16 protein-coding genes are annotated in these 20,787 nt (G+C 70.6%); 2 read left to right on the top strand and 14 right to left on the bottom strand.

The genetic code is table 11. The features are described from left to right. Window positions 1–40 precede the first annotated feature (40 nt). The 8 genes from AC07BS_RS23620 to AC07BS_RS23585 form a co-directional block, all read right to left on the bottom strand. On the bottom strand, window positions 41–3,820 hold the full coding sequence (locus AC07BS_RS23620; protein ID WP_478934282.1) for a hypothetical protein: 3,780 nt from the start codon (window positions 3,818–3,820) through the stop codon (window positions 41–43). 37 nt (window positions 3,821–3,857) lie between these two features. Then, window positions 3,858–5,612 (bottom strand): hypothetical protein, encoded by a 1,755-nt coding sequence (locus tag AC07BS_RS23615; RefSeq protein ID WP_478934280.1) that lies wholly within the window; start codon window positions 5,610–5,612, stop codon window positions 3,858–3,860. Between the two features lie 54 nt (window positions 5,613–5,666). Beyond that, window positions 5,667–6,755: a polyprenyl synthetase family protein gene (locus AC07BS_RS23610; protein ID WP_478934278.1), complete on the bottom strand. Its 1,089-nt coding sequence runs from the start codon at window positions 6,753–6,755 to the stop codon at window positions 5,667–5,669. Continuing rightward, window positions 6,716–7,999 (bottom strand): hypothetical protein, encoded by a 1,284-nt coding sequence (locus tag AC07BS_RS23605; protein WP_478934276.1) that lies wholly within the window; start codon window positions 7,997–7,999, stop codon window positions 6,716–6,718. The genes AC07BS_RS23610 and AC07BS_RS23605 overlap by 40 nt, the downstream gene beginning before the upstream one ends. Before the next feature lie 49 nt (window positions 8,000–8,048). Continuing rightward, the gene (locus tag AC07BS_RS23600) at window positions 8,049–8,438 is read right to left on the bottom strand and encodes a hypothetical protein (RefSeq protein ID WP_478934274.1); all 390 of its coding nucleotides are present in this window, start codon (window positions 8,436–8,438) and stop codon (window positions 8,049–8,051) included. A 22-nt stretch (window positions 8,439–8,460) separates the two neighbouring features. Then, complete coding sequence (locus tag AC07BS_RS23595) at window positions 8,461–8,841, bottom strand: hypothetical protein (RefSeq protein WP_478934272.1); 381 nt, start codon at window positions 8,839–8,841, stop codon at window positions 8,461–8,463. A gap of 35 nt (window positions 8,842–8,876) precedes the next feature. Continuing rightward, on the bottom strand, window positions 8,877–9,773 hold the full coding sequence (locus tag AC07BS_RS23590; RefSeq protein WP_478934270.1) for a hypothetical protein: 897 nt from the start codon (window positions 9,771–9,773) through the stop codon (window positions 8,877–8,879). A gap of 62 nt (window positions 9,774–9,835) precedes the next feature. Beyond that, window positions 9,836–10,798, bottom strand: a complete 963-nt coding sequence (locus AC07BS_RS23585) for a hypothetical protein (protein WP_478934268.1) — start codon at window positions 10,796–10,798, stop codon at window positions 9,836–9,838. A gap of 1,134 nt (window positions 10,799–11,932) precedes the next feature. Between AC07BS_RS23585 and AC07BS_RS23580 the strand changes: the two genes are divergently transcribed. Beyond that, window positions 11,933–13,297, top strand: coding sequence for an MFS transporter (locus AC07BS_RS23580; RefSeq protein ID WP_478934266.1), 1,365 nt, complete (start codon window positions 11,933–11,935; stop codon window positions 13,295–13,297). Here the strand turns inward: AC07BS_RS23580 and AC07BS_RS23575 are convergent. From AC07BS_RS23575 to AC07BS_RS23555, 5 genes are all read right to left on the bottom strand, one after another. Beyond that, complete coding sequence (locus AC07BS_RS23575; RefSeq protein ID WP_478934264.1) at window positions 13,274–15,217, bottom strand: helix-turn-helix domain-containing protein; 1,944 nt, start codon at window positions 15,215–15,217, stop codon at window positions 13,274–13,276. The two genes, AC07BS_RS23580 and AC07BS_RS23575, sit on opposite strands and share 24 nt — an antisense overlap. Window positions 15,218–15,240: 23 nt before the next feature. Then, window positions 15,241–16,029 carry a 3-hydroxybutyrate dehydrogenase gene (locus tag AC07BS_RS23570; protein WP_478934262.1) on the bottom strand — a complete coding sequence of 263 codons (789 nt, stop codon included), beginning with the start codon at window positions 16,027–16,029 and terminating at the stop codon, window positions 15,241–15,243. Between the two features lie 146 nt (window positions 16,030–16,175). After that, window positions 16,176–16,667 (bottom strand): peptidase inhibitor family I36 protein, encoded by a 492-nt coding sequence (locus tag AC07BS_RS23565; RefSeq protein WP_478934260.1) that lies wholly within the window; start codon window positions 16,665–16,667, stop codon window positions 16,176–16,178. A gap of 57 nt (window positions 16,668–16,724) precedes the next feature. Continuing rightward, entirely contained in the window at window positions 16,725–17,684 is a 960-nt protein-coding gene (locus tag AC07BS_RS23560) for a hypothetical protein (RefSeq protein ID WP_478934258.1), read from the bottom strand. A gap of 148 nt (window positions 17,685–17,832) precedes the next feature. Beyond that, entirely contained in the window at window positions 17,833–18,480 is a 648-nt protein-coding gene (locus AC07BS_RS23555) for an NlpC/P60 family protein (protein WP_478934256.1), read from the bottom strand. Between the two features lie 352 nt (window positions 18,481–18,832). On the opposite strand from AC07BS_RS23555, the gene AC07BS_RS23550 reads away from it, so the two are divergent. After that, window positions 18,833–19,783, top strand: coding sequence for an RICIN domain-containing protein (locus AC07BS_RS23550; protein WP_478934254.1), 951 nt, complete (start codon window positions 18,833–18,835; stop codon window positions 19,781–19,783). Between the two features lie 13 nt (window positions 19,784–19,796). Here the strand turns inward: AC07BS_RS23550 and AC07BS_RS23545 are convergent, their stop codons facing one another. Beyond that, on the bottom strand, window positions 19,797–20,768 hold the full coding sequence (locus AC07BS_RS23545) for a glycoside hydrolase family 43 protein (protein WP_478934252.1): 972 nt from the start codon (window positions 20,766–20,768) through the stop codon (window positions 19,797–19,799). Window positions 20,769–20,787: the final 19 nt, after the last annotated feature.

Here is a 20,787-nt window from a genome sequence, read left to right as displayed (position 1 = left end):
CGAGCCGGGCGGTGGCTGCGGGCCGGTAGCCGTGTGCCGGTCAGGCGGCCATGGCCGCCCGGGTGATGGGGCACGCCTTGAGGAGACTGTCCAGAAGCTTGCGGGCTTGCTCGGTCGACAGCTTCCAGACCGTGACGAGGGCGTCCTGGATCGCCTTCTCGGTCATTCCCCAGACGTCCTTGAGCGCCCTGATCGCCTGCTCGGCCGTCACACCGGCGTCCTTCAGCAGCTTGGCCGCCGTGTCGGCGGCCACCTTGAAGGAGTCCTTGAGGACGCGTGCGACGTCCTCGGTGATCTTGATGAATCCCTCGCCGACGAGCTTCGCCCAGACCTGCACGTTCTTGAACAGCCAGGCGAGGGCTTCCTTGGGATAGTCGGTGAAGTACTTGATGATCTCGTCGCGGAGACGGTTCCAGTCGCGCAGGTCATTGAGGTCGAAGTCGACCTGGATCTTCTGCTTGCCGAGGGCCAACATGCCGCCCACATGGAAGCGGAAGCCCGGGCTGGTGGTGATGGTGACGGCGGCCGCGAGGGTGACGGGGACGTCCATCTTGGGGAGCACGGTATGCCCCGCGATCTTCACCGGGGTGTTGATCGTGAGCCGCACGGACAGCTCGCCGGCGACCTTTCCCGTGAATGCCTTCTTGTCCAGTTGGCAGACGACTTTTTCCTTGAAGACCTTGAACTGCGATGCCTCCCACTCGAAGTGCAGCGTCCCCGACCGGTCGGCCTCGGCCTTGATGCTGCTGGTCATCCCGAGCAGGGTGCAGCGTGCGTCCAGGAAGAGATACGGCTTGTGCGGACCAGCGGACGAGGTGATCTTCGTGGTGTCGATGGCCGCCCGCGGTCCGGTCCACTTCCCCTGCTCGTTCTTGGTGGTGCTGGTGAACTCCACGATGTCGGGGACCAGACGGATCGGCTTGTCGACGTGCCCGAAGGCGGTGATGCCCTCCTTGCTGAGCCGCACCCCGAAGACCGCGTGGTAGCTGAAGATGACGAGATCGCCACCGACCCACAGACCCGGATCCCACGTCTGCTTGGTGGCGGGGTTCTCCCAGGGAACGGTGACCACGGCCATCATGAGCTTGCGCAGTTCGAGGTCGCGCAGCAGTGGCACGCCATTGAGGTCCTGCTGGGTGAACTGGCTGAGCAGCGCGGCGAGGGTGACGCCCTTGTCACCGTTCCCTCCGGCCTCGAGGTGGAACTCGTAGGCGTTGGGCTTGACCACCGGCCCCTCGATGGCCACGCTGACGGCCAGCCGCAACTGGACGTGCCCGCCGCCGCTGGCCGCGAGCCTCACCGCCCCTCCGAGCCCCACGGACAGTCCGGGCGACTTCGCCAGGAACCCGATCTCGCCCCAGAAGTGCTCGATGGTCAGTCCCTTGATCCCGAGCGCGTCCTTCCACCCTGGGGCGTTGTCGGGAGGCTTTCCGGGCTCGTGCTTCACCAGGCCGGCTCCGCCGGTGTAGCCGACCAGGGCGTCCATCCACTGCTCGTTCTCGATCCCGGCGGCCCTGACGACGAACGTCACCAGGAGGTCGCCGGACAGCCCGAGCGCGCCCCCGGCCACGAGGCCGAGCTCCACCGTGCTGCCGGTCAGGTCGCGGAAGCGCAGACGCATCTCCGCGCGCAGGGCGAACTGCAGCAGCTTGGGCTTCACGTCGAGGTGGAAGGACTCCACGCCGATCGCCGGGGCCTTGCCCAGGCGCAGGCTGATGGTGGTGTCCGCGAGCTTCTTCGCCAGGGTCGCGGAGAGCGGGAGGCCGTGGAAGTCGGTGACCCCGATGGCCTTCAGCGCCGGCTGGAGAGCCGGGCCGAAGCCGACCTGGGTGAAGAAGGTGACCCCGGCCGCGGTCTTCGACGGCAGGCTCTTGGGGGGTTGTTGCCCGTCCCACTCCAGCTGCGCCCCTGACCGGGTGGCGATGAGCAGTCCGGTCTCGCGGAAAGTGAGCACCCCCAGCACTTGCTTCAGGGTTTCGTCGCAGCCGGGCAGGTCGCCGAGCGAGAAGGTCCAGCCGGGCTTCCACAGGGCGGCGGCCACCACGGTCTTCGTGCCGCTCTTGCGGGCCAGACACACCACCCGGACCAGCTCGGTCCCGCCGATGCTCACGGTGCCGCCGGCCCGGAGGTCGTAGACGGCGCCCTTGCCGTTGGTGCCGCCGCCGTTCCCACCGCCCGGGGCCACGGTCAGCGCGAGGGCCGCCTGCGCGATCTCGATCGTGGGAAACTCGTCCGGCCAGGTGAGGGCGCCGTCTCCGGCCAGGCCGGAGACGAGGGACGGCAGGCTGAGCTTGGGTACGGAACCGGCGAGGCGGAACGTTCCGGGGAGCCCCCAGGTCGCCGAGAACTGCGGGACGCCGGCGGCGGCCCCGTCCCCGGACTTCCGTTCGACCTGGGCGACGGCGGTGAGCTTGCCACCGGTCGGCGGGCCGGGATTTCCCTTCTTCTCCGGTCGGCTGAGTCTGAGGGCGCCTTGGGTGAGGTGAACTTCGGCGCTGCCCAGGTTGAGGCTCCACTTGCCGTCGACCTGCGCGTCCACGGTGAAGGGACCGCGCGGCACGGTGACCTCCGCGGCGAGCGCCTTCATCCGCAGTTCCGGGCACCCCCCGTCCATCGGCACGCCGGCCGCCGACACCAGGGCGGTGAGCGAGGTGCCCTCCTTGGCCGCGAGGCGGAACGTGGCGGCCTTCGCGGTGAAGGTGCCCTTCGCTTCCAGTGAGACCCCGGAGCCGAGCGCCACGGTCCCGCCCGCGGTCGCGGTCACCTCGCGCTTGGCTTTCGTCAGCGGCGCGGCGATCTGCGCGGTGACCGCGATGTCGGTCAGGTTCAGGCGGCTGCCGTCGAGGCTCCAGGTTCCCCCCTTCGCCAGTGCCATGGCCAGGCGCAGGTCGCTCACGGCGGTCGCGAGGCCTGAGCGCAGCGACCCGGTGTCGAGGTCGATCTCCAAGCCGCTCAGCGTGACGAGCGACCCCAGCTTCAGTCCGCGCAGGGGTGCGTCGAGGGACTCGCCCACCCACTGGGAGAGCGTGTCGGACCGATGGCCGGTGCCGGAGGCCGGGGCGGTCCGCAACAGCAGCTTCTTGTCCTGCGTGCCGAGGTCGGCGGTCAGCAGCAGCTTGGTGCTTCCGGTCAGTTGTGCCTCGGCGGCGACCTCCACCCTGTGCTGCCAGTGCTTGTTGTCGAGCCGTGACGCCAGGCGCAGGTAGAATGACAGCTTCGGCGTCTCCACCCCGAGACCGCGGGTGCGCAGCCGGATCTCCGGCTGAATGCCGTCCTTCGTGCCGGGGAGCCCCGACGCGGCGGAGATGGAACCGGTGATCGGCAGTTCGTCGGCCGCCTGCCGCAGCAGGTCCACGACGTCGCGCAACCGGCCTTGCGGGGCGAGGAGGTGCCGCGCCTTGACACCGAGCCCTGCGGAGGAGAGCTGGAAGGCAGCGCCGGAGAGCGCGAGCTTCGCGAGGGGGGTGTCCTTGAGGACGGGGAAAGACGTGGCCAGCGAGTACTTGTCGGGCAGCTGGAGGGGGATGCGGAGGGTGGGGATGCCCTCCGGCGCCGGGCGTCCGTCCTTGTCGACGAGGCCGAAGACGAGCCCGCTGACCTGGTGGTCGACCAGGCCCAGCAGGCTCGTCCTGCCCGAGGCGACGACGGTGTCGCCGACTCGTTTCAGCGAGGATTCCGCGATGTGCAGGCTGGGCCCGACCCATGTGGTGATCAGGCGACCGGCCTCACCGCCGACCAGTTGAGCGGGCAGGGACCAGCGGCCGTCGCCGCCCGTGCGCGAGGGATCCGTCAGCAGCCGGTGGAGGGCGTCGATCTTCACGGGCGGCCGTCTCCGCCGGAACCGTGCGGGCGGGGGCTCATGCCGGGTCCCCGAGCCGGGTCTTCAGCATCTTCCGGACGTCGGCGGTGACGGCCTCGGAGATCTCCTTGAGCCGTTTGTCCAGTTCCTTCTGGATTCCTTTGATGACCTCCAGGTAGATGGCGCGCGTGTTGATCGCCTTGTTGATGTCGTCTTCGAAACTCGTCTTGGCCTTGAACTTGATGTGCGTCTTCACCGGTTCGTTGAGAGCCAGCTTCGTGAACGTCAGGGTCAGGTCCTCGAGTGCGGTGCCCGACGGCCTCATCACGCTGTCCAGGGCACAGTCGGTGATCTCCACCTCGATCCTGCCGTCCAACGGGGTTTCCTCGACCCTTGTTTCGAACTTGCTCTCGAAGCGCAGTGGCGGCTTGGAGATGGGGACGGTGACATCACCTCCTGTGCGCCGTGCGACGGCGTCTCCCGGCTCGGCCACCGAGGCCAGCCGGACCCTGCCGCTCACCAGGTCGTTCTTGTCGGTGAAGGTGTCCACCGGAATGAAGGCGTTGGAGAGGCCGACCGCCGTCACCTCCTTCAGACGGAAGTCGGACAACACGAAGTCCGTCCCGGAGAAATTGAGCCTGAGGTCGCCGAGCCTGATCTCATCGGTCTTGTAGGGGTCCAGGGTGGGCTTGGTGAGGGAGAGGACCACCGACGGTGCGAACAGCGGGGACTTCCGGTCACCGACGGCCGTGCGGACTCGGTCGAAGAGATAGGCGTCCACCGGTGTGCCGGAGCTGCCCGAGGGGCTGGCGGGGGCGCCCTTACCGACGCTCTGTTCGAGGGCTCTGGAGATCTGCTCGCCGATGGCCTGGCCGAGTCGCTTCCTGGTGTCGGCGGATCCCAGCTGCCCGGCGATCGCGCGCATCACGAAGTCGGCGGTCTCCTTCGCGGTGAAGAGGTTCAGCGCCGCCTTCCGCCGCATCTGCTCGTCGAACTTGTCGTCCTTGATGTCCGCGGTCTTCATGGTGAAGGCATCGGTGTCCACGGTCATCTTCTTGGCGCCGGCATTGATCTTCACGCTCTCGATCGCCGTGGTCAGCGTGCGGCTCGTACCACTGCCGGCCACGCGCACCCGGGTCAGCACGGCGGCCGTGAGATCGTTGAAGTGGAAGCGGAACTTCCCGTAGGCCAGGATGGGCTGAATCGGCCATGACTTCAGATCGGGGTGCGGTGCCGGCCTCTTGGTGAGCTTCCGTGGTCTGTTGTTCTTCTTGTCCTCCTCCTCTTCCTCCTTGGTCCTGACGTCCGACACGCCCAGGGTGAGATTGGCGGTGTACTCACCATCGACCGTGACGGCGTCGGCGCTGACTCCGTCCGCGGTCTTGTAGTGGCCGAAGCGCAGGACGACGTCGCAGAGGTAGTCGCCGCCGTCCTCGCGAACGGTGGGCTTTCCGTCGAGGAAGACGTTGTCCAGCCCGGTGACGGTGGCCTTCGTGGCGGTGAGCACCGGCCATCGCTTGTCGGCGTCCGGGTGGTGAATGACCTCAAGCCCCTTGAGCTTGGCCCCGTCGTTCACCAGGTCCTGGACGGTGGCCCACCAGCCCTGGGCGAAGATCGACTGCAGCGAGATCCCGTTGCTGCCCTCGATCGCGCCCACCTTCCAGTCGGTGCCCTTGACCGGGAGGAGTGTGCCCTGGCCTCCCTCGCCGGGGAGCTTCTGCAGCACGCGCGGCAGCCACATGGTGGGGTGGGCACGGTTGTTGGCTCGCGCGGCGACCGCGGTGAAGAGGAGCCGGAAGAGTTTCTGCGCCATGGGCGGCGGCCTTTCGTTTGTCAGGTGTACGACGCGTGCACCGCGGTCGAATGGTCAGGGCGCGCGGTCCACGACGTAGAGCGCCAGGTCCTGGAGCGCTCTGCGGTAGCAGGAAGGGGGAAATGGCCGCAGGTACTCCAGGGCGTCCAGGGCCTGTTCCCGTGCCTGGGCCCAGCTCCTGCCGAACGCGGCCGTGGCGCACACCTCGTCCAGCAGGCCGGGCAGCTCCCCCTCGGCCAACGGCGCGCCGCGCAGCACCCGGGCGACCCGGTGGTCCGGCCCCAGTTCCTCCGCCGCCAGGACGAGCGGCAGCGAGGGCCGCCGCTGCACAAGGTCCATGCCGCGTGGCTTGCCCGCGGCGGTGTCCGAGGAGGCGAGGTCGAAGAGGTCGTCCATGATCTGGAAGGCCCGGCCGACCCTGCGGCCGTAGAAGCCCAGCCGACGGGACTCGCTCGTCCGTCCGTCGGCGAGCGCGGCCCCGGCCTCGCAGGCGAGTCCGAAGAGCACCGCCGTCTTGCGTTCGATGGTGCGCCAGTAGCGGGTCACCAGCTCGTCGACAGGTGCCGAAGGGTCGGTGGCCAGCTCGTCCAACTCCCCGCAGCACACTCGGAACGCGGTGTCGAGGACGAGTTTGACCAGGTCCATGTCGCGGCTGTGGTCGATGGCCTCGACGAAGCCCCTGATCGCCTGGACGAACTGTAGATCTCCGACGAGGACCGCGGTCGCCTCGCCGCGGGCGGCGTTCACCGACGGCAGTCCCCGGCGCAGCAGCGAGTCGTCCACCACGTCGTCGTGGATGAGCGTGGCGACGTGCAGCATCTCCAGGGAGACCGCGCCGTCCACCGCCTTGTCCGGCAGCTCGGTGGGGCCGTGCACCAGGCGCGCGGTGAGCAGCAGGAGAAGAGGGCGCAGTTGCTTTCCCGCCCGGTAGAGCTGGTGCTCGGTGTCGGTGAGGTAATCCTCCTGCGGGCCCAGGGCCTCGGCCAGACGCCTCTGGTAGCGGGGGCGGTCCTCGGCGAGCAGTTCCGCCCAGATCCGGGTCGGCAGGTCACGATCGCCCTGATCGTCGAAGACGTCGGGCCGGGCGGGGACGAGTGCGGTGCTCAGGGGGACTCCTCTGCGGCGTCCGGGGCGTCGGGCCATCCCTTGAGCGCGGCCCGGCGCAGTCTCGCCCTGACCGCGTCGTGGAGCAACCGCTGGGGGAAGTGCGTACGACGCAGCCGGTCCCGGGCCACGTCGGCGGCAGCGCCCGTCCAGACGGCGTCGTCGAGGTCGAGGTCGAAGGCCGGGATGTCGACGCGGAGGGAGGCACCGGGCTGCCGCACCAGGCGCACCCCCTGGATCCGGGCGGTGACGGTGCCGCTGAACAGAGGGCGCCCGCTGCCGTCCGGGTGGGCGGCCTCCCGGCGTGCCGCGTCGAGGTGCACCTGGCGCACCAGGACCCGTTCCTCCTCGGTGAGTGTGTAGGGCCCCGGTGCGGCGGCGGCGCCGGCGCCGCCTTCGCCGGGCTCCTCCTCGTCGTACTGCGTCAGGTCGGCGAGGGTCGGCGGCGGGAGGTTGACGGCGCTGGGGGGCGGAGTGGTGACCGCGGTGTAGACGTCTTCGCGCGTCATCTTGGCGACGGCGTCGGACTTGTTGCCCGTACCTTCGACCTTGCCCCTGAAGTCGAGGATCGCCAGTGCCGCGTCCGCGTATTTCTGCTGCTCCGCCTTGGGCTTCTTCTTGCGCAACCGGCTGAGCTGAGCCGTCACCATCATCTGTCGCTGGAAGGCGTGGGCGTTGTACGGCTGCTGAACGTTCTCCTTCTCATTGAGGTAGGACTTCTCGTTGATCACGGTGTTGTCCTTCACCGACAGGTGGGTGTCGGCGCACATCGCCCGGGTGGTGTCTCCGCGCCATTGTTCGATCACGTCGACCTGGCGGAAGAGTTCGTCGTAGATCTCGTTGTGCTTGTCGTACTGGGCGAGCAGCTTCTTCCCGTTCGACATCTTTTCCAGGCGTTTGCGTTCGTTCCTCGCGGCATCGGCCCACTGGGGAGCCTTGGGGTCGGGCTTGTGGGTCTCCGCCGGGTCGGCTCCGCCCTCGGTGGGCTGGAGGGACTGGGCGGGGAGGAAGTCGAGGTTTCCCCCGTGGTCGATCTCGCACACGGGGTCGGGGACGGCCGTGATGTGGTGTCGCCCGGTCAGTTCCAGATCGCACACCGTCTCGTTCTCGCCGTCGCGGACGACGCCGGTGGCCCGTAGCACGAGGTCCGTGAGGTGGAAGCTGATCGCGCCGGTGGCGCACCCGAAGTCCTCGGGCATCGCCACTGTGCGGGCCAGCGGAAAGGGAGCGGTGTCGGGCACGTCGAGCGTGGCGCCCGACGGCCGACTGTCGGGGTGGGTCATACGGGCCTCCAGCTGGGAGCACAACGGGACGGGGTGGTGCGAGGCTCGCTCAGCTGACGACGAGGTCACCGCTGATCAGGAGCATGGACTGGTGATTGGCGAGGGAAAGGTTGGCCGGGGATGCCTTGACCTTCACTCCGGACACGTCGAAGTGGTAGCCCAGGGCGCCGCCGAGATCCAGGTTCATCTCCTTGCCGACGACCTCGTCGCTGACCTTCTTGGGCACTTGCTCCACCATGTGCTTGGTGAATGCCGCCACTGCTGACGCCAGGAGCTTCTGCACGGGTGGGCCCAGGGGTTCCAGACTCACCTTGAAGGAGTTGATTTTCTTGATCTTCGCCTTGAGTTCTTTGTCGGTCAGCCCGGTGATCTGAACGTGAACGGTGATCGGAGGGCTGAGAGCGACCCGGAACATGATGAGCGCGGGAATGACGGACAACGCGGCCTCCTCGGCGCTACGTTCACTTCACGGTGAGGGAAGAGCTCAGCCTCAACATCCCATCGCGGGTGTCCATGGCCGGATTGTCGATTCTCAGGGCGATCTCCTCCCCTCCGATGCGCTGGGTGATCTCGCCGAGCCCGAAGGCGGTGAAGCTTCTCCCCCGGACGAGTCCCGAGATCAGCTGCGGCAGTACGGTCGCCCCCAGGATGTCCGCCAGCGGCTTGGCGATCGTGCCGAGGATCTTGTCGCCGATGTTTCCCTTCGGTGTCACCGAGAACCGGAAGGCACTCATATTGCTGATCGTCACTGTCACGTCCTTGCCGTTCAAACTCAGGCGCACAGCAGAAACGACCGGCTGGTCGAGCACGTTGATGTCGTAGAAGATACGCATCGTGGCCATGAGGCATCTCCGAACGATGGTGCGGGGTCGGCTTTCTAGTACTTCTTCTTGATCGTGTCCCAGATGCCCTTGATGGCATCGCCGAGGTCGATGCTCCCGCTCGCCTCGGCGTCGAACCACAGCCGGAGTCGCAGCTGGCTGGGGTCGGACTCCGCCTGGGCACTGGCATCGTTCAGCTTGACCCCGGCCGACCAGCTCGCCGCTCCGTATTTTCCGCTGGTCTTCTGCCACTGCCCCCTGATCGAACGCACCGTCGCCTTTGCGCCCTCCTCGACGGTGCGTCCGCTGAGCAGCACCGTGAAGGGGCGGTCGGAGAGCGCGGAGGTGCCGGGGGCGGCAGGGGTGCCCCGCCCGGACAGGTTCGCCGCGAGGGCCAGCCGGCTGTCACCGACCGAGATGGCGACGTCGCCGAAGCCGATCCCGCCGATGTTCAGCCGGGGCAGCTGCAATCCGTTCTGACCGAGCACCCTGTCGGCGGTGTCGAGGATCTTCGGCACGATGATCTTGCGGTAGAGCACCTTGTCGATCGGGGAGACCTGGCTGAGGTCGACCACGCAGGCCACCGGCCGCAGCAGAACCGTGTTGTTCCTCAGCTCGACGGTGCAGATGCTCCGCACCTCCGTGGTCGCTTCTTTGTCGGTGTCGTGGCGCTTGGCCCAGAACTTGGGGAAGTTCACCCAGAGGGCGCTGCTCGTCGGCCGTGTCTTCTGGTCGGGGCGCGGAATCGCCTGCCCCCACTCGTAGTCGGTGGGGGCGGTGAGCCGCACCACCGGAGGCTCTTTCACCTCCCATGACACGTCGAGGTTCTTGCCCTCCCAGCCGACCTGCTGCCGTCCGCCGAAGACGGGCCGGAGAGCGGGCCTGCCGTAGAGATTGGCCACGGTCTGGGTGAGTGTTGATTCGTCGACACCGACCACAAGGTCGCCGTCCATGCGTGTCCTCCATGATTCGTACGGGCGCGGGGTGGGTGCAGCGGTGACGGGCGGCGCGGGGGTCAGGACCAGCTGCCGGCCGACGCGATAGGGCAGCCCTTTCCGTCAGAGCCGGTGCCGGGCGCCCGGAGCACGGCGGAGAAGTCGACGACCGGCTGACAGGAGCTCTGTGTCATGTCATTGGCATCCACCTTGAACCCGCGGATCTCCTTGAGCTTCGCCTTCACCTCGCCCTTGCACCCCAGGAAGTCCTTCGACACGGAGCCCAGGTCCCTGCCCTGCTGCTTGGCCGCGGCCTGCTGGAGCACGGTCTCCAGCAGGCGATGACTGAGGAGCGTGAAGAACGCCTTCTGCGCCGGCCAGGTCGCGCTGCCGTTCGGAGTGCCGGGAAGCGTGGCGGTGAGCACCAAGTGACTTCCATCGGTATGGACCGTCTGCGGCGTCAGGTCCACTTTGGTACCGAACAGTTCACCCGGAATCGAGATGCCACCGAGCAGCTGGCGCCCCATCGTGAACATCCGAGGGATGATGATCTTCTTCAGGATCACCTGGTCGAAGGGCTTGATCACCGACTCGTCGAAGCGGACGGCCAGGACGTCGATCGTCACCTTCTTGCCGTTCACCACACCCCGGCAGTAGGCGCTGATCGGGCCGGTCCCCTGCTTCGGGGTTCCATCGGTGGGGGTCCACTTCCCCATCGCCTGCGGCAGCAGCAGCTCGAACATGTCGGCCGGCGGCGCGCCCTGCGGGCGCTTGCCGTCGGGGCCGACGGACTTGGACCAGTGCTCCGCCGACGGCGGGCCGAGCTTGAATTCCGGGGCCTTCTGGATGTCCCACTCCGCCACACCGGTGGGAGTACCGGACTTCAGCTGCTCCTGGCCGGAAAACAGCTTCTTGCGGGCTTCGGGCTTGGCGTACACCCCGCCCATCGCCGTGGTCAGCGCTTGTCCGCTGATCCCCACGGCCAGATCGAAACCTGCCACCGACGCACTCCTCCACAGACCCACCTGAACCGAAAGCGTCACTCTAAGCAACAGGATCCATGCATTTCGTCGCAAACCGATACACCCTGGCCGTTCGGGCGTGTCTGCGGAACGAATTGGGCGACCCGACACGGTGCCCCTCCACCGGAGCCTCTTAACCCAGGGTGACCATGGTGGTGACGACCCGGAACGAACAGGACGCCGGAAACCGGTGCGGGAACACAGAGTCCCGGTACGAACCCGAGGCCGAACTCCGTCGTCTGATCGCAGCCTCACCCGTGCCCTCCCCCGTGGCCTCACCCGAGAGCACGGCTGGCACCTTCTCGAAGCCTTCCTTCACCGTGATGGACTGACCGAGGCCTGGCGCACCCAGGAGCCCTCTCATGAGCCGTGTGAGGGGATTTCGCGCGTCCGGCTCGCACGCTTGCCGAGAAGTGCGGTCAATCCGGCGGTCAACTGGGGCGGCTTCCGCGCCCCGGGACCGACGCTGGTCATCGATCACCAGCGCATGCCGGAGCGGGCCCGGTAGGACGTGGACGAAGCACTCGGGGACCTCGCCAAGCTGCCCGGACTCACCGTGCGACAGGAAGGACGCCGCAGCAGGTGAAGGAGGGAGCGTCCCCCGGCGATGCGACTGAGGGGGCCTGACGCCCACTGGTCCGATCACGGTGAACGCCGGGCCGACCTTGAGCGGTCTTCGTCGTGGAGGAAACGCGGACCCACAATGTGGATGGCCCAGAGCGTTCACCTACGTCCGACTACCTCTTCCTGACGCGACAGGCAGAGCGGGACGTCTTGCACTGAAGATCCGAGCTGGGCGATCCGCTGGCGCCGCCTCCACACCTCGGGCAATCACATCCGCGGAAGAACATCTTCACCCGCTCAGCAGCGGGGTGACGCGTGCCGAATGCCCTAGTTCAACGCTCCGTAGTCAGCACCAAGTCAGCACGGTAGTCAGCATCCGGGTGTCAAATACTGCCAATTGCGACAACTCTCTGCGTCGATTTCCTCAATCGAGTCGGGGGCCCCAGCTGGCTTTACATCTCCCTCTCATGGGCCCTCCGCGCATACCCTGACCCCGAACTGTGTAGCCCCACCACATAGGTCTCTGACCTGCTGCTTCCTACCGTGTGGCGACGCAATGACGCACTACTCCCCCACCCGGAAGCGGTGATCATGACCACCCCCGCCACACACCCACCAACTCCCAACTCGCTCCCCAGAATCGTCGTCGCCAGCCTCATCGGCACCACCATCGAGTGGTACGACTTCTTTCTCTACGGTTCCGCGGCCGCGCTCGTGTTCAACAAGCTCTTCTTTCCCGGGTCCGATCCGCTCGTCGGGACGTTGTTGTCGTTCCTGACGTACGCCGTCGGGTTCGCCGCGCGGCCGTTGGGGGCGTTGGTCTTCGGGCATTTCGGGGATCGGCTGGGGCGGAAGCGGCTGCTGGTGGTGAGTCTGCTCATGATGGGCGGCGCGACCTGCGCCATCGGGGTGTTGCCCACGCACGCCTCCGTCGGGTCCCTCGCGCCCGTCCTGCTCACCGGGCTGCGGCTCGTGCAGGGCTTCGCCCTGGGGGGTGAGTGGGGCGGGGCCGTGCTGCTGGTGTCCGAGCACGGGGACGCGCGGCGGCGGGGGTTCTGGGCCTCGTGGCCGCAGACCGGGGCGCCGGCCGGGCAGTTGCTGGCGACCGGCGTGCTGTCCGCGCTGACCACCCTGCTGTCCGACGCGGAGTTCACGGCGTGGGGCTGGCGGATCCCGTTCCTGCTGTCCGGCGCGCTGGTCGTCGTCGGCCTGTGGATCCGGCTCTCCGTCGACGAGTCCCCCGTCTTCCAGGCCGCGCGGGCCCGGGCAGAAGCCGGCCGGCGGGACGGCGGTGCCCGCGAGCGGATGCCGGTCGTCACCGTGCTGCGCGACCAGTGGCGGGACGTCCTGGTGGCCATGGGCGCCCGCATGGCCGAGAACATCAGCTACTACGTCATCACCGCCTTCGTCCTCGTCTACGCGACCGAGCACACCCACCTGGCCAAGCAGACCGCCCTCAACGCCGTGCTGATCGGCTCCGCCGCGCACTTCGCCGTCATCCCCGCCTGGGGCGCCCTGTCGGACCGCGTCGGGCGGCGGCCCGTGTACCTGCTGGGCGCGGCCGGCGTCGGGGCCTGGGCGTTCCCCTTCTTCGCCCTCGCGGACACCGCGTCGTTCGGGGCCCTGGTCGTCGCCGTCACGGTCGGTCTGGTCTTCCACGGCGCCATGTACGCGCCCCAGGCCGCCTTCTTCTCCGAGCTGTTCGCCACCCGGGTGCGGTACTCGGGCGCGTCCATCGGAGCCCAGTTCTCGTCCGTGGCCGCCGGCGCCCCGGCACCCCTCATCGCCACCGCGCTGCTCGCCGACTACGACAGCGGCACCCCGGTCGCCCTGTACGTGATCGCCGCGGCCGCCCTCACCCTCGTCGCGGTGGGCTGCGCCCGGGAGACCCGGCACCGGGAACTGGCCGACAGTCCGGATAACGAGATCGTTTCATCCGTCGCCCAGCGCCGGTGACAGGCCGTGGAGGCGCAGCGCCAGCTGGATCTCCAGGGCGCGGGCCGGCGACTGCCAGTCCGCGCCGAGGAGCCGGCCGACCCGGTCGAGCCGCTGCGCGACCGTGTTGACGTGGACGTGCAGGGCGTCCTTGGTGCGGGCCGGGCTCATGCCGCAGCGGAAGTAGGCGTCGAGCGTACGGACGAGGGCGGTGCCGCGCCGCGCGTCGTAGGCGACGACCGGTCCGATCGTCCGGCTGACGAACCGGCCGGCCTGCTCGCCGCCCCCGCCCGTGCCGGTGAGCAGCAGCCCCAGGAAGCCGAAGTCGTCGGCCGCGGCGCCCTCGCCGCCCCGGCCGAGCGCGTGCAGCACCTCCAGGCAGCGGCGGGCCTCGGCGTAGGCGGCGGCGACGTCGCCGGGGCGGGCGGCCGGGGCGGGGACGGGTGTGGAGGCCCCGACGGTGACAGGGGCGTGGACGGCCTCCCCCAGGCGGCGGGCGGCGGCGCCCGCCGTGGCGGTGGCGCTGTCCTCGGGGCCGTGCGGCAGGAGCAGTACGGCCCCGCCGTCGCGGGCCACCGCCAGGCCGTGCCCGGTGGCGGCCAGGTGGGCGGCGGCGGCCCACAGCCGCTGCCGGTCGGCGGGGGCCTCGGCGGACTCGTCGGCGACGCGGGCGGCGAGGACGACGTGGGGTGCGTCGAGGTCGGCGCGCAGACGGGCGGCGCGCCGGCGCAGGAGGCGGGGCTCCCGGCCCGGCGCGTCGAGCAGGTCGTCCAGGAGCTCGCCCCGTACGCGCTGCTCGGCCTCGCTCGCCGAACGCCGGGCCAGGCGCAGCAGCGAGGTGACCATGGCGGCGCGTTCGAGCGTCCGCCGGTCCGCGGAATCGAGCTCGGGGCGCCCGGCCAGCCGGATCGCGCCGAGCGGTTCGTCACCGGCCGAGACGGCGGCGACCCAGTCGTCACCGTGCCGGACCGCCCGGCCCTCGGTACGGGAACGCTCGACGGCGGCGAGCGGACCGGACCCGGGAGCGAGGAACTCGGCCTCCCCTCCCAGCACTTCGGCGACCGTCGCCAGGACGTCGGGGACCCCGCCGCCCCGCAGGACGAGCTCGGTGAGCCGGTCGTGGATGTCGGCGGCGCGCTCGACGGCGGCGCTGCGTTCGCGGACGATCGCGTTGGCGGCCTCCAGCTCGGCCAGCGCCGAGCGGGTCTCCGCGAGCAGGTTGGCCGTGTCGATGGCGACGGCCGCGTGGGCGGCGAAGGACGACAGCAGGGCGATCTGCTGCCGGTCGAAGACGCGGGAGCGGCGGTCGGCGGCGAAGAGCACGCCGATGACGCGGCTGCCCAGCCGCAGCGGCACCCCGAGGATGGCGACGAGCCCTTCGTCCCGTACGCCGGAGTCGATGGCCGTGGTGTGCCGGAAGCGGGGGTCCTCCAGGTAGTCGTCGGTGGCGTACGGGCGTGCCGTCTGGGCGACCAGCCCGCCGAGCCCCTCGCCCATGCCAAGGCGTAACGCCTGGAAGCGGGCGGACACCGACCCGTCGGTGACGCGCATCGAGGTGTCCCCGGCCGCCGCGTCGTTCAGGGTGAGGTACGCGGCGTCGGTGCCCAGCAGGGCGCGGGCGCGCCGGACGATGGCCTGGAGCACCTCGTCGATGTCCCGCAGCCCCGCCAGGTCGTGGGCGGTGGCGAAGAGGGCCGACAGTTCGGCCTCGCGCCGTCTGCGGTCCTCCAGTTCGGCCCGTACGCGCAGCGCGAGGAGCCGGGCGTGCTCGACAGCGGCGAGCCGGTCGGGCGGCGCCCCGTCGGCGCGGGCGCGCAGTACGGGGCGTTCGTAGGCGTCGGCGGGAGCGCCGTGCGCGAGGAGTTCCAGATAGGCGGCGGAGGCGCTATGGCCGTGGGTGTGGTCGCGCGTTCGGTCGGTGCTGTTGCGCTCGTCGGGCATGACGGCATCGTCACCCGTCCGCCTCAACGGGCGGTCCATCCGCCGTCCATCGTCAGTGTCGTCCCGGTGATGAATGAGGTGTGCGGCCCGCACAGATAGGCCACGGCCTCCGCCACCTCCTCGGGTTCGACGAGGCGCTTGAGCGCCTGCCCGGCCAGCAGGACGTCGCTCAGGACGCGTTCGCGCGGCAGGCCGTGGGCCTCCGCCTGGTCGGCCAGCTGGCGTTCGACCAGCGGGGTGCGGACGTAGCCGGGGCTCACACAGTTGGACGTGACGCCGTGTCGGGCGCCTTCCAGCGCCGCCGTCTTCGACAGCCCCTCCAGGCCGTGCTTCGCGGCGACGTAGGCGGACTTGTAGGGCGAGGCCCGCAGGCCGTGGACGGAGGTGATGTTCACGATCCGGCCCCAGCCCCGCGCGTACATGTGCGGCAGCGCGCCGCGCAGCAGGCGGAACGGGGCCTCCAGCATGACGGTGACGATCCGGTGGAAGGCGTCGGGCGGGAAGTCCTCTATGGGGCGTACGACCTGGAGGCCGGCGTTGTTGACCAGGATGTCGGCACCACCCGCCGCGTCCTCCGCCGCGTCCAGGTCGCTCAGGTCGAGCGGCAGGGTCTCGACCTCCAGGCCCGCCTCCCGTGCCGTACGGGCGAGTTCGGCGAGCCCGGTGCCGTCCCGGTCCAGCGCGCGCACGCGGGCCCCGGCCGCGCCGAGCCGCAGGACGCAGGCGGCGCCGATGCCTCCGGCGGCGCCGGTGACGAGGGCGGTGCGGCCGGTGAGGTCGCGGGCGGCCGGAGGTGGTGTGGGGTCGCTCATGGCGGCACCCTAGGAGCCTGCCGGGCGGGGAACGACGGGGCGCGGCCACACAGAACCGGCGGCGGGGATGGGGGACGGCCACATGCCGGCCGGTGGTCCGGCGGCTCGTCGGCCGCCGGACCACCGTCACCCCTCCCGGAGCCGTCTCAGCAGGCGTCGACCCAGTCGTGCGAGGAGACGTTGTCGTTCACGAGCTGACCGCTTCCCTTCCCGGGGGCGGTGAAGGTGGTGCCGGCGGCGCCGAGGTCCGGGATCGACTCGCCCTGCTGGAGGCAGACCCAGGAGCCGGTCATCGCCAGCCCATAGAAGAGCCGGACGTCCTCGCGCCGCCCGGGAAAGCCGTTGTTCCACACGTCGGAGATCTTGTTGCGGCAGCCGGACCAGTTGGCGTTCTCCTTGTTCCAGCGGCAGTGGGCGCCTCCGGCGTGGGCGTGCTCCCAGGCGTTGAGGTAGCCGTCGGGGGCCGCCGCGGCCCGGGAGTGGGCGGCGGCCGGGGCGGACGGGGCGGACGGGGCCGCCGCCTGAGCGGTGCCCGGGCCACCCGCCGGGACGAACGTGGCCGTGGTGACGGCCGCCAGTCCGGCCAGCAGGGCCCGCGCCCGGACCCGCTTACCGCTCGTACGGATCTTTCGCATCATCGTTCTCCTTCTCCTGTGTCGTGTTTTCTTCTCGGTGTCGCCGCGGTGGGGATGTCGTCAGCCCTTTCCGAGGGCCTCCACCACCGCGCGAGCCTTCGGTACGGCCCGCTCCCGCAGGCGGGTCCGCAGGTCGATGTCGTGGCGGTACCGGCGGCCCAGTTCCGCCGCGTAGTGGTCGTCGAGCCGTCGGGCGGTCGTGCCGAACCCGGTCCGCCGCGCGCAGCGCGCCTCCGCCACGGCGAGGGCCGTCCGCCGGTCCCGCGGCATGGGGTTGATGGTGGAGAGCGCGGCGGCGCGGGTCCGTCCCGGGTCGGTGTACGGGTGGCCGGCGCGCCGCATGCACCGCGCCCATGCGGCGAGGTCGCGGGTGTAGTGGGGGTCGGTCAGGACGTGGTTCCGGCGCACGGTGTCCAGGGCACGGACCGTGGCCGAGGCCTGGAACCACGCCCTCAGGTCGCCGTACAGCTCCCGCTGGGCGTCCGAGACACAGCCGCGGTCGCTGCGCTGGACGGTGCCGCCGGTGGGCAGGGTGGCCCGTACGCCGCCGGGGCCGGGCCCGTTGGCGGCGACGAGGGCCTGGGCGCGGCGGGGCGCGGGCAGCGAGGTGAAGTACGCGCGATTGGGGTCCCGGGCGGCCGCCGCGTCGCCCGGGTGGTCCGGCCGCTCCTCGCCGCCGTACCCGTGCTCGCCCGCCCGGGCCGGGTCGTCCAGGACGTAGGGGAACGCCTGGTCGGCGGTGGCCGGCCGGACGGGAACCGGGTGGTAGTCGAAGCCGGCGCGCCGCATGCAGGAGCGCAGCAGCAGTTGTTCCGCGTCGTGCAGCAGCCGCGTCATGGGGCCGGCCGAGGGGGAGGCGGCGCTCGTGGCGGGGCCGGGCGGGCGCCCGGTGCCGCTGTGGGGCGGCCATCGGACCCAGCCCCACCAGGCCGCCGCCGTCACGACGACGAGGACGGCGGCGGTGGCGCCGGTGGTCAGGAGGGCGGTCAGGGCCCGGGTACGGGACCGTGGGACGGGCATGGTGGCTCCGGGGGACGGTGCGGTGGAGAGGGGTGGGGGTGGGGGTGAGGGTGGAGGGGCTGCTGGTGCGCGGGGCTCGCGGCGTGGCGCTGACACCGCGCACCAACAGCCCTGAAGGCGTACGACCGGATCGGCCGGATCAGCCGGATCAGCCGGTGATGTTGACCGGGCGGTACGCGTGGTACCCGTCGCGCCCGCTCACCCCGTAGGAGTGCTGCTGCCAGCGCGTGCCGACCTTGCCCGCCTGCTCGTAGGACTTGTAGGCGGTGTGGGCGCTGTTGGCCCAGCCGTCGAAGATGACGACGTGGCGGAAGTCGGCGCTGTCGCTGTTCGCCTTGATGACGAGGTCACCCGGGGCGAGGTCCTTCATGGCGATCTGTCGGGTGTAGGCGCTCTTCTTGAGCGAGACGGTGTTGGGGCCGGGTGCCGGCAGGCGGAGGGTCATGGAGACGTAGCCGGAGCAGTCCTGCCGGTAGCCGTCCTTCCAGTACAGGTTCTGGCCGTACGGGACGGGACGGCCGTTGTTGGCGGTCAGCCAGGTCTTCGCGCGCTCCAGCACCTGGGCCCGGGTGATGGCGGGTGCCGCGGCAGGCGCGCTGCGGACCGGGCCGGCAGAGGTGACGGAGGTGGTGGAGGTGGTGGAGGTGGTGGAGGTGACGGGCGTGGCCGACGTGGCGGGGGTGGCCAGTGCCACGGAGCCCGCGCACAGGAGGGCGGTCAGCGCCGCCATTTTCCAGCGGTTGGGGCCGGCGGTGGGCACGGCGGTGGACATGGTCGTGGGCATGGTCGTGGGCATGGTGATCTCCCGTGTCGTGTGTGGAGGGTGACGCGGCTCCGTCGAGGAGGGCCGCGAGCGCTGTGTCCGCGCCCGCCTTCGTGCAGCCCTGACGGTGCGTACGACGGCGGTCGGTCGCTGCCGCCGCCGGGTCCGCGGAGCCGGTGGAAGGAGTCTGCGGCGGCGCGCTCACCCGTCGCAAGAATGTCCCGCCCGATTCCGCGAGGACGGGATCCCCAGGGCTCTGACCTGCTGGGACACATCCGTCCCGGGACCGGGACGGGCTCTTCGGGACAGCTTCCGGGACGGTCGTCCGCGCGTGGACGAGGACGCGGGTGCGGCAAAGTGGAGGCAAAGACGGGAAGGGGTCGGCATGGCCGGAGGCGGCGAACCCGGAGGCACCCCGGCGCAACGGCTGGGCAGCGCGTTACGCGAGTTGCAGCAGAACTCCGGCCGAACGCTGCGCGACCTCCAGAGCGAGTTGTCAATCAGCGACTCGTCGCTGTCGCGGTACTTCTGCGGGCAGACGGTGCCGCCGTGGCCCACCGTCCGTGCCCTGTGCCGGGCGCTGCGCGCCGACCCGGCCGAGTACTGGGCGCTGTGGCAGGCCGCCGAACGGAGCCCGTCCGGAGCGGCGGACACCACTGACGCAGTGACCTCCGAGGCGCCGGCGGTCGCCCCTTCCCCGGCCGCCGGCACGGGTACGGAACCCGCCCCCGGCGACGACGGCGACAGCGATGGGCGGGGCCCTCGCGCTCGTCGCTGGTGGGGCGCGGCCCGCACCCGTCTCGGCGGGCGGTGGGCGTTCGCCGCCGCGGGAGCGCTCGGCGGCGCGCTGCTCGGCGTCTGGCTCGCCTCACCCGCCCCGCCGCCGGCCCCCGGCGCCGGTTCCGGCCCACGGACGGCGGCCCAGCTCCGGCCTCACGGCCAGGGGGAGGCGACGGGCGCCGCCGCACCCGACGACGTCCGTCCCTTCGTCAGCCGGGTGACGGGCCTGTGCCTCGACGACAGCCTTGACAAAAAACTCCGGACATTCGACTGCAACGGGATGGCCTACCAGCGGTGGACGGTGCGCCCGTTCCCGGACGGCACCCGGCAACTGCGCAACCACGCCACGGGCGCCTGCCTGACCGACGACGGCGCGGGGCTGCGCGCCGTGCCCTGCTCCGCCGGGCCCTCCACGGCCCAGGCGTGGTCCGTGACCGACCTGCCCGACGATTCGGTCGAGGTGAAGAGCCGGGCGTCGGGGCTCTGCCTGGACGACGGCGGCGCCGGGCTGCGGACCCTGCCCTGCGAGCGCACCACGCGACAGCGGTGGGGCTGACCGCTCTCCGGCGTCATCCCTCCACGACGGGGCGGCCGTCGGTGAACCGGAGTCCGGCCGCGTACATGGCCCGGTACCCGTGGCCGTTCCGCCAGCCGTGGAAGACGATGCGGTCGCGGCCGTCCGGGCCGGTCACCACGTCCTGCCCGCCAGGCCCCACGACGGCGTCGCCCAAGGATTCGGTCGTCATCAGCGGGCCCCCGGCCTTGGTGTACGGGCCGGTGAGGCTGTCCGCCGTCGCGTAGCCCGTGGCGTAGTGCCGCCCGTCGTAGGAGTTGCCCGAGTAGAACAGCACGTAGCGGCCGCCGCGCTTGACGAGGGTGGGCGCCTCGACGACCTTGCCCTCCCAGGGCCGGTCCTGCTTCAGCAGCCGGACGGCCTCGCCGGTCGTGCGGGTGCCGTCGCGGGTGACGGGCTGGAGGTGGAGCCAGGTGTCCCGCTCGCAGCAGTTGCCGTCGTTCTTCCAGAGGATGTAGCGGTGGCCCTTCTCGGTGTAGCTCGCGGCGTCGATGGCCCCGCCGTCCGCGATCGGACAGACGAGAGGAGCGTCACCGGACGGCCGGAACGGGCCGTCGGGGGACGGGGACAGCGCGGCGCCGACGCACTGCCTGTCGCCCGCCCGGTCCCGCGCGGTGTACAGCATGGTGAAGCCGTGGCCGTTGTCGAACACCTCCGGAGCCCACACCCTGCCGGGGTCGTCGACGGCCCACCGCCCCGGGGCGGGCAGCGCGTCGGGGCCGGCGACCGTCCAGTGGACCAGGTCGGCGGACGTGGCGTGCTGGATCCTCTTCCCGCCGGTGTTGGTCGCGTACGCGTGGTACGTGCGCCCCACCTTCACGATGTCGGGGTCGGCGAAGTCCCGGTCCAGGACGGGTTCGCGCACGGCGGCGGCAGCGGACGTCACGAGGTGTCCGAGGTCCATGACGAGAGCCATGACGAGGGCGGCGACGAACGGCACGAGGCGCGCGGGGAGGAGTCGGGGCACGGGGGTCAGTGTGGTGGGC

The sequence above is a fragment of the Streptomyces sp. NPDC044063 genome, assembly GCF_056434285.1.
Note: the sequence above shows the minus strand (reverse complement) of the source record. Positions and strands in the feature narration are given on the sequence as shown.

What these genes read in the sequence shown, in the direction of transcription:
- AC07BS_RS23580 (WP_478934266.1), top strand. Translation starts at nt 11,933, where the DNA reads ATGACCACCCCCGCCACACACCCACCAACTCCCAACTCGCTCCCCAGA.
- AC07BS_RS23595 (WP_478934272.1), bottom strand. Translation starts at nt 8,841, where the DNA reads ATGGCCACGATGCGTATCTTCTACGACATCAACGTGCTCGACCAGCCG.
- AC07BS_RS23555 (WP_478934256.1), bottom strand. Translation starts at nt 18,480, where the DNA reads ATGCCCACGACCATGCCCACGACCATGTCCACCGCCGTGCCCACCGCC.
- AC07BS_RS23565 (WP_478934260.1), bottom strand. Translation starts at nt 16,667, where the DNA reads ATGATGCGAAAGATCCGTACGAGCGGTAAGCGGGTCCGGGCGCGGGCC.
- AC07BS_RS23610 (WP_478934278.1), bottom strand. Translation starts at nt 6,755, where the DNA reads ATGGCCCGACGCCCCGGACGCCGCAGAGGAGTCCCCCTGAGCACCGCA.
- AC07BS_RS23570 (WP_478934262.1), bottom strand. Translation starts at nt 16,029, where the DNA reads ATGAGCGACCCCACACCACCTCCGGCCGCCCGCGACCTCACCGGCCGC.
- AC07BS_RS23615 (WP_478934280.1), bottom strand. Translation starts at nt 5,612, where the DNA reads ATGGCGCAGAAACTCTTCCGGCTCCTCTTCACCGCGGTCGCCGCGCGA.
- AC07BS_RS23590 (WP_478934270.1), bottom strand. Translation starts at nt 9,773, where the DNA reads ATGGACGGCGACCTTGTGGTCGGTGTCGACGAATCAACACTCACCCAG.
- AC07BS_RS23560 (WP_478934258.1), bottom strand. Translation starts at nt 17,684, where the DNA reads ATGCCCGTCCCACGGTCCCGTACCCGGGCCCTGACCGCCCTCCTGACC.
- AC07BS_RS23550 (WP_478934254.1), top strand. Translation starts at nt 18,833, where the DNA reads ATGGCCGGAGGCGGCGAACCCGGAGGCACCCCGGCGCAACGGCTGGGC.
- AC07BS_RS23605 (WP_478934276.1), bottom strand. Translation starts at nt 7,999, where the DNA reads ATGACCCACCCCGACAGTCGGCCGTCGGGCGCCACGCTCGACGTGCCC.
- AC07BS_RS23575 (WP_478934264.1), bottom strand. Translation starts at nt 15,217, where the DNA reads ATGCCCGACGAGCGCAACAGCACCGACCGAACGCGCGACCACACCCAC.